Source organism: Pseudomonas fluorescens, from assembly GCF_900636825.1.
In the GTDB taxonomy this organism is placed as follows: domain Bacteria; phylum Pseudomonadota; class Gammaproteobacteria; order Pseudomonadales; family Pseudomonadaceae; genus Aquipseudomonas; species Aquipseudomonas fluorescens_BG.
In genome coordinates this window covers 461,524-479,869 of record NZ_LR134318.1, presented here as the reverse complement: position 1 = coordinate 479,869, position 18,346 = coordinate 461,524, and the positions used below count along the sequence as shown (strand labels likewise).

General features: G+C 59.8%; 9 protein-coding genes and 1 pseudogene. 6 read left to right on the top strand and 4 right to left on the bottom strand.

Annotation, left to right across the window (positions count from 1 at the left end):
- Positions 1-335 precede the first annotated feature (335 nt).
- Positions 336-1,820 (bottom strand): sodium/proline symporter PutP, encoded by a 1,485-nt coding sequence (putP, locus tag EL257_RS02145; RefSeq protein WP_126359409.1) that lies wholly within the window; start codon positions 1,818-1,820, stop codon positions 336-338.
- Between the two features lie 457 nt (positions 1,821-2,277).
- On the opposite strand from putP, the gene putA reads away from it, so the two are divergent.
- Together putA and EL257_RS02135 are read left to right on the top strand one after the other, a co-directional pair.
- On the top strand, positions 2,278-6,231 hold the full coding sequence (putA, locus tag EL257_RS02140; RefSeq protein WP_126359407.1) for a trifunctional transcriptional regulator/proline dehydrogenase/L-glutamate gamma-semialdehyde dehydrogenase: 3,954 nt from the start codon (positions 2,278-2,280) through the stop codon (positions 6,229-6,231).
- Positions 6,232-6,443: 212 nt separating this feature from the next.
- Positions 6,444-8,246, top strand: coding sequence for an acyl-CoA dehydrogenase (locus EL257_RS02135; protein WP_126359405.1), 1,803 nt, complete (start codon positions 6,444-6,446; stop codon positions 8,244-8,246).
- 229 nt (positions 8,247-8,475) lie between these two features.
- On the opposite strand, the gene EL257_RS02130 is transcribed toward EL257_RS02135, so the two are convergent.
- From EL257_RS02130 to EL257_RS02120, 3 genes are all read right to left on the bottom strand, one after another.
- A complete protein-coding gene (locus EL257_RS02130) occupies positions 8,476-10,413 on the bottom strand; it encodes a methyl-accepting chemotaxis protein (protein ID WP_126359403.1) in 1,938 nt (645 codons plus the stop codon).
- A 99-nt stretch (positions 10,414-10,512) separates the two neighbouring features.
- Positions 10,513-10,815, bottom strand: a complete 303-nt coding sequence (locus tag EL257_RS02125) for a cell division protein ZapA (protein WP_095138056.1) — start codon at positions 10,813-10,815, stop codon at positions 10,513-10,515.
- Positions 10,812-11,042 carry a hypothetical protein gene (locus tag EL257_RS02120; RefSeq protein ID WP_126359401.1) on the bottom strand — a complete coding sequence of 77 codons (231 nt, stop codon included), beginning with the start codon at positions 11,040-11,042 and terminating at the stop codon, positions 10,812-10,814. The genes EL257_RS02125 and EL257_RS02120 overlap by 4 nt, the downstream gene beginning before the upstream one ends.
- Positions 11,043-11,265: 223 nt before the next feature.
- On the opposite strand from EL257_RS02120, the pseudogene EL257_RS28310 reads away from it, so the two are divergent.
- The 4 genes and pseudogenes from EL257_RS28310 to mscK form a co-directional block, all read left to right on the top strand.
- Positions 11,266-12,042, top strand: a pseudogene (locus EL257_RS28310) (MCP four helix bundle domain-containing protein); the annotation flags it as partial.
- A gap of 30 nt (positions 12,043-12,072) precedes the next feature.
- Positions 12,073-12,945: a methyl-accepting chemotaxis protein gene (locus EL257_RS28305; RefSeq protein WP_419866606.1), complete on the top strand. Its 873-nt coding sequence runs from the start codon at positions 12,073-12,075 to the stop codon at positions 12,943-12,945.
- A 241-nt stretch (positions 12,946-13,186) separates the two neighbouring features.
- A complete protein-coding gene (locus EL257_RS02110) occupies positions 13,187-14,929 on the top strand; it encodes a potassium/proton antiporter (protein WP_126359397.1) in 1,743 nt (580 codons plus the stop codon).
- Positions 14,930-14,963: 34 nt separating this feature from the next.
- The gene (mscK, locus tag EL257_RS02105) at positions 14,964-18,317 is read left to right on the top strand and encodes a mechanosensitive channel MscK (protein WP_126359396.1); all 3,354 of its coding nucleotides are present in this window, start codon (positions 14,964-14,966) and stop codon (positions 18,315-18,317) included.
- The last annotated feature ends 29 nt before the right edge of the window (positions 18,318-18,346 follow it).

The window sequence follows — 18,346 nt, the reverse complement described above, 5'->3', positions numbered from 1 at the left end:
GGTGTGAGGGCGGGCGATTCTGCATGAGGGGCAAGGGGTGATGAATGGGTGACGGGAAAATCAGATTTGCCCTACTTCTATTGTCGAAAAACCATCTGAAAATTGGCACATCCGACTACAGACAAATCCGAACAAACACCACAAAACCCTGTGGGAGCTGGCTTGCCAGCGATGAGGTCAGCACATTCGACTTATTCATTGACTGACGCACCGCCATCGCTGGCAAGCCAGCTCCCACAGGTTTCTCCAGTGTCCGCAAGAAATCACAGGCAACAAAAAACGGCCCGCTTCCTGTAGGAAACGGGCCGTTTTCGTGTGAGCCGAAGCTCAGCGCATTACTTGTTCAGATTGAAATCTTTTTCCGCTGCCTGGAAGCGCTCAACCATGCCGCGAGTCGGTTCGCCCGCCTTGCTGACAAAGTAGATCGCCAAACTGGCAAAGATGAAGCCCGGGATGATTTCGTACAGACCCAGCAGTTCGAAATGCTTCCACACCACCACGGTCACCGCACCAACGATGATGCCGGCCAGTGCGCCGTTGCGGGTCATGTCTTTCCAGATCACGGAAATCAGTACAACCGGACCGAACGCCGCACCGAAACCAGCCCAGGCGTAGGACACCAGGCCCAGTACGCGGTTTTCCGGGTTGGCGGCCAGGCCGATAGCGATCAGGGCAACCAGCAACACCATCGCACGGCCAACCCAAACCAGTTCAACCTGGGAAGCGGATTTGCGCAGGAAGGTTTTGTAGAAGTCTTCGGTCAAAGCGCTCGAGCACACCAGCAACTGGCAGCTCAAAGTGCTCATCACGGCAGCCAGAATGGCCGACAGCAAGACACCGGCAACCCATGGGTTGAAGAGGATCTTGGCCAGTTCGATGAACACACGCTCAGGGTTTTCGGTGACCGCGCCCGCCACTTCCGGGTGCGCCGAGAAGTAAGCGATACCGAAGAAGCCCACCGCCACGGTGCCGCCCAGGCACAGGATCATCCAGGTCATGGAAATGCGACGCGCCTTGGCGATCGATTTCACCGAGTCCGCGGCCATGAAACGCGCGAGGATGTGCGGCTGACCGAAGTAGCCCAGACCCCAGCCCATCAGCGAGATGATGCCGATGAAAGTGGTGCCCTTGAGCATGTCGAAGTTGCTCGGGTCCTTGGCTTCGATGGCCAGGAACGTGGTATCGACGCCGCCGGTGGCCAACAGAACGATGATCGGCGTCAGGATCAGCGCGAAGATCATCAGCGTGGCTTGCACAGTGTCGGTCCAGCTCACCGCGAGGAAACCGCCGATGAAGGTGTAGGCAATCGTCGCCGCCGCACCGGCCCAAAGTGCCGTTTCGTAGGACATGCCGAAGGTGCTTTCGAACAGGCGGGCACCGGCCACGATGCCGGAAGCGCAATAGATGGTGAAGAACACCAGAATCACGATCGCCGAGATAATCCGCAGCAGGCCGCTCTTGTCTTCAAAACGGCTGGCGAAGTAGTCCGGCAGGGTCAGGGCGTCGCCGTTGTGCTCGGTCTGGACGCGCAGACGGCCGGCAACAAACAGCCAGTTCAGGTAGGCACCGATGACCAGACCGATGGCGATCCAGCTTTCGGAAAGACCGGACATGTAGATGGCGCCTGGCAGGCCCATCAGCAACCAGCCGCTCATGTCGGAGGCACCGGCAGACAGCGCGGTAACGACACTGCCGAGGCTGCGACCGCCGAGAATATAGTCAGAAAGGTTATTGGTGGAGCGATAGGCCATCAAGCCGATCAGCACCATTGCTGCGATGTAGATCACGAATGTGATCAGGGTTGGATTGCTTACGCTCATTGAGTTACGCCCTGGCTTTGTTTTTATGTAGCGGCGGTGGTGAACCGCTCGCAAACGACGACGTTTGGCAGACGATCCGGGATCCCGCGCATTTAGGTCTGATGTTTCCCCAGGAAAGCCATCAGCCGGTGCGCCGGATTAATTCCGGTTGCACCTTGGGCGCGAATGCTATGCAACAAATCAAATAAGGTGCAACCAATTTCATGAGATTAAGTTGCACCTAGTCGGATTTATCGATAATCACCCCGTTTTTGCTCCCTTTTATCGCAGTCATGGCCCTTTGCTAGAAGCAAAAGCACCAAGCGGGGGCGGCACTTTCGCCGAGGAATTTATTTCCTGACGAGTTGCGCTTTTTTCCGACAAAAAAGGGTTGCACCCGGTTGCACCTCATTCAGTGCGCAGCTAATCTTGCCGCCAGCTGATGCCACGCAACTGTGGCAACCATGAGGATAAAAATATGGCTACCACCACCCTTGGGGTCAAACTCGATGACCCGACCCGCGAGCGCCTGAAGGCTGCCGCAACCTCGATTGATCGCACGCCGCACTGGCTGATCAAGCAGGCAATTTTCAATTACCTGGAAAAACTCGAGGGTGGTGCAACCCTGACCGAGCTGAACGGTTTGACCGCCAAGGACGCCGATGAGGCGGGCGAAGTCCACACCGATCACGCTCACCAGTGCTTCCTCGAATTCGCTGAAAGCATCCTGCCGCAATCCGTTTTGCGCGCTTCGATCACCGCCGCTTACCGTCGCCCTGAGCCAGAAGTCGTGCCGATGCTGATCGAGCAGGCACGTCTACCGGCACCAATGGCCGAAGCCACCAATAAACTCGCCGCGACTATCGCGGAAAAACTGCGTAACCAGAAAAGTGCCGGCGGTCGTGCGGGCATTGTTCAGGGGCTGCTGCAGGAATTTTCCCTGTCGTCGCAGGAAGGCGTGGCGCTGATGTGCCTGGCTGAAGCGCTGCTGCGTATCCCGGACAAGGGCACTCGCGACGCACTGATCCGCGACAAGATCAGCACTGGCAACTGGCATCCGCATTTGGGCAACAGCCCATCGCTGTTCGTTAACGCTGCGACCTGGGGCCTGCTGCTGACCGGCAAACTGGTGTCGACGCACAACGAAGCCGGCCTGACCTCCTCGCTCAGCCGCATCATTGGCAAGAGTGGCGAGCCGATGATCCGCAAGGGCGTCGACATGGCCATGCGCCTGATGGGCGAGCAGTTCGTCACCGGCGAAACCATCGCCGAAGCGTTGGCCAACGCGAGCAAGTTCGAAGCCAAAGGCTTCCGTTATTCCTACGACATGCTCGGTGAAGCGGCACTCACCGAAGTCGACGCGCAAAAATACCTGGCCTCGTACGAACAAGCGATCCACTCGATCGGCAAAGCCTCCCACGGTCGTGGGATTTATGAAGGCCCGGGCATTTCCATCAAGCTTTCGGCACTGCACCCGCGTTACAGCCGTGCGCAGTACGAGCGGGTGATGGATGAGTTGTATCCGCGTCTGCTGTCGCTGACCTTGCTGGCCAAGCAATACGACATCGGCCTGAACATTGACGCCGAAGAAGCCGACCGTCTGGAACTGTCGCTGGATCTGCTCGAGCGTCTGTGCTTCGAACCGCAACTGACCGGCTGGAACGGTATCGGTTTTGTTATTCAGGCTTACCAGAAGCGTTGCCCGTACGTGATCGACTACGTGATCGATCTGGCGCGCCGCAGCCGTCACCGTCTGATGATCCGCCTGGTAAAAGGCGCGTACTGGGACAGCGAAATCAAGCGCGCCCAGGTCGAAGGTCTGGAAGGCTATCCGGTCTACACCCGCAAGGTGTACACCGACGTTTCCTACATCGCTTGCGCACGCAAACTGCTGTCGGTGCCGGAAGTCATTTACCCGCAATTCGCCACGCACAACGCCCATACCCTGTCGGCGATTTACCACATCGCCGGTCAGAACTATTACCCGGGCCAGTACGAATTCCAGTGCCTGCACGGCATGGGCGAACCGCTCTACGAACAAGTTGTAGGCAAAGTTTCCGAAGGCAAGCTGAACCGTCCGTGCCGCGTGTACGCTCCGGTTGGCACTCACGAAACCTTGCTCGCCTACCTCGTCCGTCGCTTGCTGGAAAACGGCGCGAACACCTCGTTCGTCAACCGCATCGCCGACCAGTCGATATCGATTCAGGAACTGGTCGCCGATCCCGTGGCGCAGATCGAGCAAATGGCGACCGTGGAAGGTGGTTTCGGCCTGCCGCACCCGCGCATTCCGCTGCCGCGTGACCTGTACGGTACCGAGCGCGCCAATTCCAGCGGCATCGACATGGCCAACGAGCATCGTCTGGCGTCGTTGTCTTGCGCCCTGCTGGCGACTGCACACAACGACTGGAAAGCCGCGCCGATGCTCGGTTGCGCCTCCAGCAACGAAACACCGGTTGCCGTTCTGAACCCGTCGGACCACCGCGATGTGGTCGGTCATGTTCAGGAAGCCACCGTCGAAGACGTCGACAACGCCATTCAATGCGCGCTGAACGCCGCGCCGATCTGGCAGGCCACCCCGCCGGCCGAACGTGCGGCAATTCTGGAACGTGCCGCTGACTTGATGGAAGGCGAGATCCAGCCGCTGATGGGCCTGTTGGCTCGTGAAGCCGGCAAGACCTACGCCAACGCCATCGCTGAAGTCCGCGAAGCCGTCGACTTCCTGCGCTATTACGCGGTGCAAGCGCGCAACGATTTCAGCAACGACGCCCACCGCCCACTGGGTCCGGTGGTGTGCATCAGCCCGTGGAACTTCCCGCTGGCGATCTTCAGTGGTCAAGTGGCTGCAGCGTTGGCTGCCGGTAACCCGGTACTGGCCAAACCCGCTGAGCAAACCCCGCTGGTCGCCGCTCAGGCCGTGCGCCTGATGCTCGAAGCCGGGATCCCGGAAGGCGTTCTGCAACTGCTGCCGGGTCGCGGTGAAACCGTCGGCGCTGGTCTGGTAGGCGACGAGCGCGTCAAAGGCGTGATGTTCACTGGCTCCACCGAAGTTGCGCGTCTGCTGCAACGCAACATCGCTGGCCGTCTCGACAGCCAGGGCCGTCCGATTCCGCTGATCGCCGAAACCGGTGGCCAGAACGCAATGATCGTCGACTCCTCGGCACTGACCGAACAAGTCGTGATCGACGTGGTGTCGTCGGCGTTCGATAGCGCCGGTCAGCGCTGCTCGGCGCTGCGGGTACTGTGTCTGCAGGAAGATTCCGCCGATCGCGTCATCGAAATGCTCAAAGGTGCGATGGCCGAAAGCCGTCTCGGCAACCCTGAGCGCCTGTCCGTGGACATCGGCCCGGTGATCGACGCCGAAGCCAAGGCTGGCATCGACAAGCACATCCAGGGCATGCGCGATAAAGGTCGCAACGTGTACCAGGTAGCGATTGCCGACAGTGAAGAGGTCAAACGCGGCACCTTCGTCATGCCGACGCTGATCGAGCTGGAAAGCTTCGACGAGTTGCAACGTGAGATTTTCGGCCCGGTGCTGCACGTGGTGCGCTACAAGCGCAAAGAGCTGGATCAGCTGATCGGCCAGATCAACGCTTCCGGTTATGGCCTGACGCTGGGTGTGCACACGCGCATCGACGAGACCATTGCCAAGGTGATCGACAACGTCAACGCCGGTAACGTCTACGTCAACCGCAACATCGTCGGTGCCGTGGTCGGTGTGCAGCCATTCGGCGGCGAAGGCCTCTCGGGTACTGGCCCGAAGGCCGGTGGCCCGCTGTACCTGTACCGCTTGTTGGCGACACGTCCTACCGACGCCATCGAACAATCCTTCGCTCGCGGCGATGCCGTTATCGCCCCGGACGTTCGACTGCGCGATGCAATGAGCAAACCGCTGCATGCGCTGAAAGCCTGGGCCGAGAGCAACAAATACGCGGACCTCAGCAGCCTGTGCGTGCAGTACGCTGCGCAATCGCAGAGCGGCATCACCCGTGTGCTGGCCGGCCCGACCGGCGAGAAAAACAGCTACGCGATCCTGCCGCGTGAACACGTGCTGTGCCTGGCGGAAGTTGAAGGTGATCTGCTGACGCAACTGGCTGCGGTATTGGCCGTCGGCGGTTCGGCAGTGTGGCCGGAGTCCGACATCAGCAAGGCATTGTTCGCACGCCTGCCGAAGGACATTCAGGCGCGGATCAAACTGGTTTCCGACTGGGCCAAGGACGACGTGGTGTTTGACGCGGTACTGCATCACGGCCATTCCGACCAGTTGCGCGGCGTTTGCCAGCAGATTGCCAAGCGTGCCGGCGCGATTGTTGGGGTTCAGGGCTTGTCCCAGGGCGAGACCAACATTGCGCTGGAGCGTCTGGTGATTGAGCGGGCGTTGAGCGTCAACACTGCTGCTGCGGGTGGTAATGCCAGCTTGATGACCATCGGCTAAACCGCTGTAAGCCCGGCGACCGCAATGGTCGCCTGGAATTACGCCTACAGAAGATCAAAAGATCGCAGCCTTCGGCAGCTCCTACAGAGAACGGTGTAGGAGCTGCCGAAGGCTGCGATCTTTTGCTTCTGTATCACGCACATCAATCATCCTGTTCAGCCTTTATCAGCACGCCTAGACTCGGCCCAATCCCAATTTCCAGGTAGGCCGCCATGTCCGAGACGCTGCTCAGTTCCCGCAATCTGGCTTTCGAGCTGTATGAAGTCCTCGATGCCGAGGGCCTGACCCGGCGTGAGCGTTTTGCCGAGCACAATCGTGAGACCTTCGACGCCGCCATCGGCACTGCGCGCAACATCGCCGAGAAGTATTTCGCCCCACACAACCGCAAGGGCGACGAAAACGAGCCGCGCTATGAAGATGGCCAGGCAATTCTGATTCCCGAGGTAAAACCTGCGGTGGATGCCTTCCTCGAAGCCGGATTCCTCAACGCCGCGCGAAGTTTCGACGCCGGCGGCATGCAACTTCCTACGTTGCTCTCGCAAGCCTGTTTCGCGCATTTCCAGTCAGCCAACGCCGCTTCGACGTCCTACCCGTTTCTGACCATGGGCGCAGCGAACCTGATTGAAAGTTTCGGCAGCGACGAACAGAAACAACGCTTCCTGCAACCGATGATCGATGGCCGATTCTTCGGCACCATGGCCCTGACCGAACCGCACGCTGGATCATCGCTGTCGGATATTCGCACCCGCGCGGAGCCTGCGTCCGACGGCACCTATCGTCTCAAGGGCAACAAGATTTTCATCTCCGGCGGCGACCACCCGCTTTCGGAGAACATCGTGCACATGGTGCTGGCGAAACTCCCGGACGCGCCGCCGGGGGTCAAAGGCATTTCGCTGTTCATCGTGCCGAAATTTCTGGTTAACGATGACGGCAGCCTCGGTCAGCGCAACGACGTGTTGCTGGCCGGGCTCTTTCACAAGATGGGCTGGCGCGGCACAACATCGACCGCACTGAATTTCGGCGACAACGGCGAGTGCGTTGGCTATCTGGTGGGCAAGGCGCATCACGGGCTGAGCTACATGTTCCAGATGATGAACGAAGCGCGCATTGGCGTCGGCATGGGCGCGGTAATGCTCGGCTATGCCGGTTACCTGTATTCGCTGGAATACGCCCGGGAACGCCCGCAAGGGCGGGTGCCGGACAGCAAGGACCCGTCGACCGCGCCGGTAGCGATCATTCAGCACGCCGATGTCAGACGCATGCTGTTGACGCAGAAATCCTACGTCGAAGGTGCCTTTGACCTCGGCCTGTATGCCGCGCGCCTGTTCGATGACACCACGACGCTGGAAACCGAGGCTGAGCGCAAGCAAGCCCATGAGTTGCTGGATCTGCTCACCCCGATCGTCAAATCCTGGCCGTCGGAGTTCTGCCTCAAGGCCAACGAACTGGCGATCCAGATTCTTGGCGGCCACGGCTACACCCGCGAATATCCGGTGGAGCAGTATTACCGCGACAACCGTTTGAACCCGATCCACGAAGGCACCCACGGCATCCAGTCGCTGGATTTGCTCGGGCGCAAACTGGCACAGAACGGCGGCGCGGGGTTGAAGCAGTTGGTTCGGCTGATCGCCAACACCGCTGAGCGCGCATCAGCCCACGAAACGCTGATTGCGTTGCGCGAACCATTGGAAAAACTGGTGGCGCGCCTGCAAACGGTGACCATCGGTTTGCTGACCGATCTGGCTCAAGGCAAGGTCAACAGCAGCCTGGCAAACTCGGCACTGTACTTGAAGGTATTCGGGCATACGGTGATCGGCTGGCGCTGGCTGGAGCAAGCGATTCGTGCCGAGGAAGGCTTGGCCAAAGGCAACGCCGCGGATGCTGACTTTTATCAGGGCAAGTTGCAGGCGGCACGGTACTTCCTGACGTGGGAAGTGCCGGGCTGTCAGCATGAGCTGGATTTGCTGGAGGCGCGGGATGATACGTGTCTGGCGATGCAGGATGCGTGGTTCTGAAAGCCTACCCTCACCCCAGCCCTCCCGAAACGTCGGACCGCCCAGAGGGAGAGGGGGCCGAACGGGGGATGCTTGAATACTCCACCGACCTGAAAGAGGTTCACCGAATCCATAATCAACTGGCATTCAGGTCGATGTATAGCCAAAGACACCTCGGTAAGTCCCCTCTCCCTCCGGGCGGTCCGACGTTTCGGGAGGGTTAGGGTGAGGGGCTTTTCTGGCTCAACACTCAACTCAACTTGAACCCACCCATCTGCCGCGCCAGGTCATCCGCCAGTTTCTGCAACATCTGACAATCCTCACGACACGCCCTGACCTCCCCCGCCGTCGCCCGCGCCAGATCGGAGATCCCTTGCACATTGCGGTTGATCTCTTCGGTCACTGCCGACTGCTCTTCAGTTGCCGTCGCCACCTGATGGTTCATGTCGCTGATGCGCTCGACCTGGCCGGTGATTGCGGTCAGTGATGCGCCGGTGCGCTGGCTCGACTCAACTCCAGTGCCGGTCGCAGCCTGACCCGTGCGCATCGACGAAACGGCGTTTTCCGCCCCTTGCTTGAGGCTGCCAATCATCAGCTGGATTTCGTCGGTGGAGGCTTGGGTTCTGCGGGCCAAGGTGCGGACTTCGTCAGCAACCACCGCAAAGCCCCGGCCCATATCTCCGGCCCGCGCGGCTTCGATGGCAGCGTTCAGGGCCAATAGATTGGTCTGCTCGGAGACCCCGCGAATCACCGCCAGCACCGAGTCGATCGACGCCACCTGTTGGGCCAATTCACCGACCGCGCCAGCGGCCACGCCGACCTCATCCGACATGCTTTCGATATGCCGAATCGAACCGCCGACCACTTCACGTGCCTGCAGCGCTTCATCCCGGGCGGTTTGCGAGGCCAACGCGGCATTGCCAGCGTTTTGCGCAATTTCCTGCACGGTCAGGCCCATTTCGTGAACGGCCGTTGCAACCATATCGGTCATTTCCTGCTGGCGTCCGGAACGCTCGGCCGTGTTTTCGACGACCTTCGCCACTTGCCCCACGGCTACACGCAGACGCTCGCTGGTGGTCAGCACTTCGCCGATCATGCCGCGCTGGCTGTCGAGGAAACGGTTGAAGCCACGGGCAAGGTCGCCCAGCTCATCGGCACGACTGGAATCTAACCGGTGGGTCAAATCTCCACCACCGCTACCGATTGCTACCAGCGCCGCTGTTACTTGCCGAATCGGTCGCACCAAGCCTTGCGCCAGCCACACCACCAGGGCGAGACACACCAGCGCCACGGCCAGACCGATGCCGCCACTTATCCACATCGCCTTGCGCGCTTCGGCGTAGATCTGCGATTGCGGCACTTCGGCCACCAGGGTCCAGCCCAGATCGCGCAGCGGCAGGCTGAAGGCGAGGAAGTCTTCGCCATCCCTTTGAAAGCTGCTGCTGACCGCGTCTTTCTGCCCCATGACCGATTGCGCCGCATTGGCGCCGATCTGCTCGCTCAAGGTGCGCTTGCCGCTGAATTGCGCCTCCGGATGCACCTGAATCAGACCGTCGGAACGCACGAGATAGACTTTGCCGCGCTCGCCAAAGCTGAAATTGTGAATCAGCTCGGACAGCTCTTTCATGCTCAAGCCAAGCCCGGCAACGCCCACGACTTTTCCAGCCTGCTCGACTTTCAAGTCGATGAACAAGGCCAACTCTCCGGTGGCGGTATCGTTATCGATATTCAAGGTGCGCGGGTGATTGCTGTCGAGGAAGGAGTAGAACCAGGCATCGGCCGGTGTGGCGCGACTGAGGGTGCGATCCAGGCCTTTTTCGGTGATGTAATGATTGGATTCAGCACCAATGATCAGCGCTGTGAACGCCTTGTGTTCGGCGCGGATGCCTTCAAGATACTGTGCGAAGCCAGCGGTTTTGCCGCTGTCTTCCCCTGAAGCGAGCCAGTCACGGACCATGGTGTTGCTGGCAATGTCTTTGGCAGCGGTGAGCGGCTGGACGAGGATGCGCTCGATATCGTTACGCGTCGCTTCGATGCTCGACGGCAAGGCTTGTTCGACCAGATAGCTCTGGGCGAGGCGGTTGACCACCAGGGTATAAATGCCAACCACGATCAGGATGCTGACCAGCAGGGCGGTGCCCATGCTGAGAATCAGCTGCCATTGAATACTGCGTCGCCACAATTGCATGGAGCACCCCCAAAGAATAAGTGGCCGAAACAATGCAACAGCCGTGCCGATTGTATACAACCCAATCGACAATCTATTCTTTGGTTGTGCGCACCGCCATCAGCCCTGATTGATGGTCTTGGCGATGGTATCGACCGTGGCGCTGACTTGCTCTTGATAACGGTCGAGTTCTTCCTGATGTTGCTTCTTCATCTCGATCTGCTGCGAACACAGGTTCATCGCGGCAAGCACCAGCAAGCGGTCACCGATCAGCGTCGGGTATTTGCGCTTGGTGTCGGCCAAAGCGGCCTTGAGCATCAATGCCGCGTCCAGCAGGGTCTGTTCTTCCCCGGCCGGTGCCTTGATCGAATAGTCCTCCCCGAGAATGGAGATGACTTTTACCCCTGCTGTGCCGTGGTTCATGCGCTGACCGGACCGGCGTTGACGCGATCAACCAGGGCTTGGATGCGGGCAGCCGTGGCGCCGTGTTTTTCTTCCTGCTCCATCAGGTTCAGTTGCAGGCTTTCGTTTTCATCCCTGGCCTGAGCCAGTTCGGTGGACAGAGTCTGGTTGGTTTGCGCGAGGGTCTGGTTCTGTTGCACCAGATCGCTGACGAGCTGTTCCAATTGGCTGAGGGATGCTTCCAACATTTTGATCTTCCAGGCATTTTCAAAGGGCGCGTACGATAAAGAAAAGTCACCACGGATGCCAGGGTTAAACCGGCGCAAGGCCTTGATTTTCCTGGGTGGCGAAGCTTCTTGCGAGTTTAAAAGACTGTGATTGGCCGATCTGGTTCCTGCACTTCGTCGATCAATACCCGGTGCGACAAATAAGCACAGGACCTCAAGAGTTGATCGGGCTGACCGATAAGTCATGCAATTGCAGTCTCAGCCCGCATGGAAGCGGCCCTTTTTCCGGTACCCCTCCATGTCCCTTCGTAATATGAACATCGCCCCACGGGCATTCACCGGCTTCGCCCTGATCGGCGGTCTGATGCTGATTCTCGGCATCTTCGCCCTGAACCAGATGAGCAAGATCCGCGCGGCCGGCGAAGACATCGCCACCGCCAGCGTGCCTTCGATCAAGGCCCTCGACGAGTTCACCCAACTCACCCTGCGCCTGCGCGTGTTGTCCTATCGCCTGCTGATCAACCGCGAAGCGGACGTTCAGCAAAAGACCATCGAACTGTTCGACATGCGCAACCGCCAGATCGCCGACGCTCAACGTGCCTATGAGCCGCTGATTTCCAGCGCCGAGGAACGTGCGGCCTACGACCAATACGTGCAGTTGCTGACGCAATACCGGCAACTCGAAGAACGCATGAAAACCCTGTCGCGCAATAACCAGATCGACGAGTTGCGACAGATGCTCAACAGCGATCTGCTGAGTAACTCGGAAGCGGTGAATACCGCACTCGCGCGCTTGCTGGAAATCAACACCCAGCAAATCGCCGAGACCGATCAGGGCGCCAAGGATCAGTATTCGATGTCCTTCGATCTGGTGGTGACGTTGCTGGTGATCGCCAGCGGCCTGACCCTGCTGTTCGCATGGCTGCTGACCGTGAGCATTACCAAGCCGATTTCCAAGGCACTCGAGGCGGCGGAAACCATCGCCGAAGGCAATCTGACCCAGCCGATTCACGTCGACGGCGAAGATGAAGCGGGCCGTTTGTTGGCGGCGATGGCCAAGATGCAGGACAAATTGCGCGACACCCTGCAGCGAATTTCCGGCTCGGCCACGCAGCTTGCGTCTGCAGCGGAAGAACTGAACAGCGTCACCGACGAAAGTGCACGGGGCCTGACCCAGCAGAACAACGAAATCGAACAGGCGGCCACTGCCGTCAACGAGATGACCAGCGCCGTCGAAGAAGTCGCGCGCAATGCGGTGAGCACCTCGGAAGCCTCGAAGAACGCAACGACGTCGGCCGGTGACGGTCGCGATCTGGTACAGGAAACCGTCAGCGCCATCGAACGCATGAGCGCCGATGTGCAGAGCACCGCTTCATTGATCGGCGATCTGGCCAACGAATCCCGTGACATCGGCAAGGTCCTGGACGTGATTCGCGGCTTGGCGGATCAAACCAACCTGCTGGCGCTCAACGCGGCGATTGAAGCCGCACGTGCCGGCGAGGCGGGTCGCGGTTTCGCGGTGGTTGCTGATGAAGTGCGCGCACTGGCGCATCGCACCCAGCAGTCGACCAGCGAGATCGAGCGCATGATCGGCAGCATTCAGAGCGGCACCGAGCATGCCGTGGACTCGATGCGCAATAGTACCGAGCGCGCCGAATCGACATTGAACATCGCCCGTGGCGCCGGGATGTCGCTGGACACCATCAACACCGCCATCGTCGAAATCAACGAGCGCAACCTGGTCATCGCCAGCGCCGCCGAGGAACAGGCGCAAGTGGCGCGGGAGGTTGATCGCAACCTGGTGAACATTCGCGATCTGTCGGTGCAATCGGCGACCGGCGCCAATCAGACCAGCGCGGCGAGCAACGAACTGTCGCGGTTGGCGCTGGATCTGAACAATATGGTTGGGCGCTTTAGCCTTTAACCTTTAAAAGCGAAAAAGATCGCAGCCTGCGGCAGCTCCTCCAAAAAGAACGATGTCGTCCCCGTAGGAGCTGCCGCAGGCTGCGATCTTTTGATTCTGATCGTTCCCACGCTCTGCGTGGGAACGATCAGTGACCGCAAAAGCTTTTTGACAGCATCACATTTCAACAGGTTAGAATCGCTGGCACGCAGACTGCATGGTCAGCTTGCGCCCTCGTCTTTACGCTTCTGGAGTACTGCCTTTGAATGCGACGACCATCAACAGCCTGTTCTTGATCGGCGCGTTGCTGGTAGGCGCAAGTATTCTGGTCAGCTCGCTTTCTTCACGCCTCGGCATTCCGATTCTGGTCATCATTCTCGCCGTCGGCATGGCGGCCGGGGTCGATGGCGGCGGGATCATTTTCGATAACTACCCGACGGCCTATCTGGTCGGCAACCTCGCCCTGGCTGTGATTCTGCTCGACGGCGGTTTGCGCACGCGGGTGTCGAGTTTCCGCGTGGCGCTATGGCCGGCGCTGTCGCTGGCAACGGTCGGCGTGCTGATCACCACCGGCCTGACCGGCATGGCCGCTGCCTGGCTGTTCGATCTGAACCTGATTCAGGGCCTGCTGATTGGCGCCATCGTCGGCTCAACGGACGCCGCTGCGGTGTTCTCGCTGCTCGGCGGCAAGGGCCTGAACGAACGGGTCAGCGCCAGTCTGGAAATCGAATCCGGCAGCAACGACCCGATGGCGGTGTTTCTCACCGTGACCCTGATCGACATGCTCGCCAGCGGCGAGACCGGTCTGCACTGGAGCCTGCTGACCCACCTGATCCGCGAGTTCGGCATCGGTGGTGTGATCGGGCTGGGCGGCGGCTGGGTGATGCTGCAATTGGTCAACCGCATCAATCTCGCGGCCGGGCTGTATCCGATCCTGATCATCGCTGGCGGCCTGGTGGTCTTCGCACTGACCAACGCCCTGCACGGCAGCGGCTTCCTGGCTGTCTACCTGTGCGGTCTGGTGATTGGCAACCGCCCGGTGCGCAGCCGCCACGGAATTCTGCACATGCTCGACGGCATGGCCTGGCTGGCGCAGATCGGCATGTTTCTGGTGCTGGGCCTGCTGGTCACGCCGCACGATCTGTTGCCCATCGCCCTGCCTGCCCTCGGTCTGGCGCTGTGGATGATCCTCTTAGCGCGGCCGCTGTCGGTGATGGTCGGCCTGCTGCCCTTCAAAGCGTTTCACGGCCGCGAAAAAGCCTTTATCTCCTGGGTCGGCCTGCGCGGCGCGGTACCGATCATTCTTGCGGTGTTCCCGCTGATGGCCGGCCTGCCGCAAGCGCAGCTGTATTTCAATCTGGCATTCTTTATCGTGCTGGTGTCGCTGCTGGTGCAGGGCACGAGCCTGCCTTGGGTCGCCAAACTATTGAAAGTGACGGTACCGCCAGAGCCCGCACCGATTTCCCGGGCGGCGCTGGAAGTGCACGTGACCAGCGAGTGGGAGCTGTTCGTTTACAAGCTCGGCGCCGAAAAATGGTGCATCGGTTCGCCGCTGCGCGAGCTGAAAATGCCCGAAGGCACACGTATCGCGGCGCTGTTTCGCGGCCAGCAACTGCTCCATCCGTCGGGTAGTACGGTTCTGGAAGTCGATGATTTGCTGTGTGTTATCGGCCACGAACACAACTTGCCAGCCCTCGGCAAACTGTTCAGCCAGGCACCGCAGCGCGGCCTCGATCTGCGTTTCTTCGGCGACTTTGTCCTCGAAGGAGACGCCCAGCTTAAAGCGGTTGCGGCCCTCTATGGCTTGCCGGCCGAAGGCATTGATCCGGGCATGACCCTAGGCACGTTTATCGCCCAGAAAGTCGGCGGTGCACCCATCGTCGGTGACCAGGTGGAATGGAACAACACCCACTGGACGGTTGCGGTCATGGACGGGAACAAGATCGGCAAAGTGGGCGTCAGATTCCCCGAAGGAAGTCGCCCGGGCCCCGGACTCTTCCTCTAAACTGCGTCCACTCTCACTTGCTTGACCGGTCTCTATGCCTACCCTGCGCTCCTTTTTCGCCGCGGCCCTGCTGGGCCTGAGTCTGACTGTCGGCCCGCTTTATGCCGCCGAACCGCCGTCCACCGAAACCGTACAGGCGAGCCTCGACAAGCTTGCCGACAGCAAGCTGCCGGACGCCGACAAAAAGGCCCTGCAAACCGTCCTGCAAAGCACGCTGACTCAGCTGAACAACCGGCATGATTACGAGCAGAAGCTGGTCGATCTCAAGCAGCAAGTGGCGACCGCGCCCCGGCAGACCATTGAAAACACCCGCGAACTGACACGCCTCAAGGCCACCCCGGTGGTGCCGGTGGCGCAGCGTTTCCCGCGAGAGTCGATCCAGCAGCTGGAACAGATCCTCACCGATCGCTCCACCCAGCAGAGCGATCTGCAAAAAGCGCTGGCCGAAGCCAACAGCCTGATCATCACTGCGCAAACCCGCCCGGAACGCGCGCAGGCGGAAATTTCTGCCAGCCAGACGCGTATTCAGCAGATCAACAACATCCTCAAATCCGGCAAGGACACCGGCAAAACGGTCACCGCCGAACAGCGTGACCAGTTGAATGCCGAGCTTGCCGCCCTCAATGCGCTGATTCCGCTGCGCCGTCAGGAATTGGCCGGCAATACCCAATTGCAGGATCTGGGTAACGCGCAGCACGATTTGCTTTCGGAAAAATCCGAGCGCCTCGACCGCGAAATTCAGGAACTGCAAACCCTGATCAACCAGAAGCGTCTGGCGCAGTCGCAGGAAACCGTTACCCAGCAATCGATCGAAGCGCAGAAGGCCGGCGGCAGCAGTTTGCTGGCGAGTGAGAGCGCCACCAACCTCAAGCTTTCCGACTATTTGCTCAAGAGTACCGATCGTCTCAACGAGGTCACCCAGCAGAACCTGCAGACCAAGCAGCAACTCGACACGCTGACTCAAAGCGACTCGGCGCTGGATGAGCAGATCAACGTGCTCAAGGGCAGCCTGTTGCTGTCGAAAATTCTCTACAAACAGAAGCAGGCGCTGCCGCACTTGAAGGTTGATCGCGACCTCGCCGACCAGATTGCCGATATTCGCCTTTATCAGTTCGATGTCAGCCAGCAACGCGAGCTGCTGAGCAACCCGTCGACCTATGTCGACAATTTGCTGGCCACGCAGCCGCCGGAACAGGTCACCCCGCAACTGCGCAAGAGCCTGTTGGATCTGGCCAACACCCGCACTGATCTGCTCGAACGACTCAATCGCGAACTGAGCGCGATGCTCAATGAATCGATCACCTTGCAGCTCAACCAGAAACAATTGCTGAGCACCGCACAAAGCCTGCGCGCGACCCTCGACGAACAGATGTTCTGGATTCCAAGCAACAAGCCCCTGGATCTGGAATGGATGCGCGGTGTGCCGGAGCGCCTGGAGCGCCAGGTCAACACCCTGCCTTGGGCGTCGAGCCTGAGTGAGCTGACTGACGGCCTGATCCAGCGACCATTGCTGTTTCTGCCTCTGGCGCTATTGATCGGCGCGCTGCTGTGGCGACGCAAGGCCCTCTACGGAAGACTGAACAAGGTCCATCAGGACATCGGCCACTTCAAACGCGACAGCCAATGGCACACGCCTCAGGCCATCCTGATCAATATTCTGTTGGCGATGCCGGTGGCGCTCGGTCTGGGATTGTGCGGTCTGGCGCTGCAGATCGACGCCCGCGGTCAGAACGCCAACATGGGCGCCGCACTGCTGCAGATGGGTCAGGCGTGGCTGGTGTTCTATACCGCATACCGGATTCTGGCGCCGGGCGGCGTGGCGGAACTGCACTTCCGCTGGGAGAAACCGCAGGTTGAATTCCTGCAAGGCTGGGTGCGCCGACTCGGGCTGGTGGTGATGGCGCTGGTCGCCGTGGTGGCGGTCGCCGAACTGCAACCAGCCGCGCTGGCCGACGATGTTCTGGGCATGCCGGTGGTGCTGACCTGCTACGCCTTGATGGCCTGGCTGCTCAGTCGCCTGCTGATCAGCAGCCCGACGCATCAGAATGCCTCGCTGTTCCGCAAAGCCGTGGGTGTGATGTTCACTCTGCTGCCGATCGCCCTCTTCGTCGCGGTGTGTTTCGGCTATTACTACACCGCGCTGAAACTCAGCGACCGTTTGATCAACACTCTGTATCTGCTGATGTTCTGGCTGGTGATCGAAGCCACTTTCGTGCGCGGTCTGAGTGTTGCCGCACGCCGTCTGGCCTACCAGCGTGCCCTGGCCAAACGGCAGGCGGCAAAAGAGGCCGGCGATGGCGAAGCGGTGATCGAAGAGCCGACGCTGGACATCGAAAAGGTCAACGAACAATCCCTGCGCCTGATCCGTCTGGCCCTGCTTGGCGGTTTCATCGCTGCGCTGTATTGGGTCTGGTCGGACCTGATTTCGGTGTTCTCGTATCTGGACAACATCACCCTCTACGAATACACCAGCGGCACCGGCGCCAACATGAGCATGGTGCCGATCAGCATCGGCGACATGCTCGGCGCGGTGATCATCATCGGCATCACCTTTGCGCTGGCGCGCAACTTGCCCGGCCTGCTTGAAGTGTTCGTGTTGTCGAAGCTTAATCTGGCGCAGGGCAGTGCTTACGCAACGACGACGCTGCTTTCGTACGTGATTGCCGGCGTCGGTTTCGTCACCACCCTGTCGACACTCGGCGTCAGCTGGGACAAGTTGCAATGGCTGGTGGCGGCGCTTTCGGTTGGCCTGGGTTTCGGCATGCAGGAGATCTTCGCGAACTTCATCTCCGGCATCATGATTCTCTTCGAGCGCCCGGTGCGGATCGGCGACACCATCACCATCGGCAACCTGTCGGGCACGGTGAGCAAGATTCGCATCCGCGCGACTACCATCACCGACTTCGACCGCAAGGACATCATTGTCCCGAACAAGACGTTCATCACCGGGCAACTGATCAACTGGTCGCTGACTGACACCATCACTCGAGTGACTCTGAAACTCGGTGTCGATTACGGCTCGGATCTGGATCTGGTCAAGGAACTGCTGCTCAAGGCTGCCCGCGAGAACCCGCGCGTGCTGAAAGAACCGGAGCCGCACGTGTACTTCCTCAACTTCGGCGAAAGCACCCTCGACCACGAACTGCGCATGCACGTGCGCGATCTCGGCGACCGTAATCCGGTGCTCGATGAGGTCAACCGCTTCATCAACCGCGAGTTCAAGAAGCAGCACATCAATATCTCGTTCCGGCAGATGGAGGTTTATCTGAAGAACCTCCACGGCCAGGAATACAAGATGGTCCCCGTCGAACCCGAGAACAAAACCATCATGCCGATCGTCGACGGGCAGAAACCCTCGCCGGAACCGCCGCCGGCCAAACTCGACTAACGGACATGATCCCAGCAGAATGCTCGGAC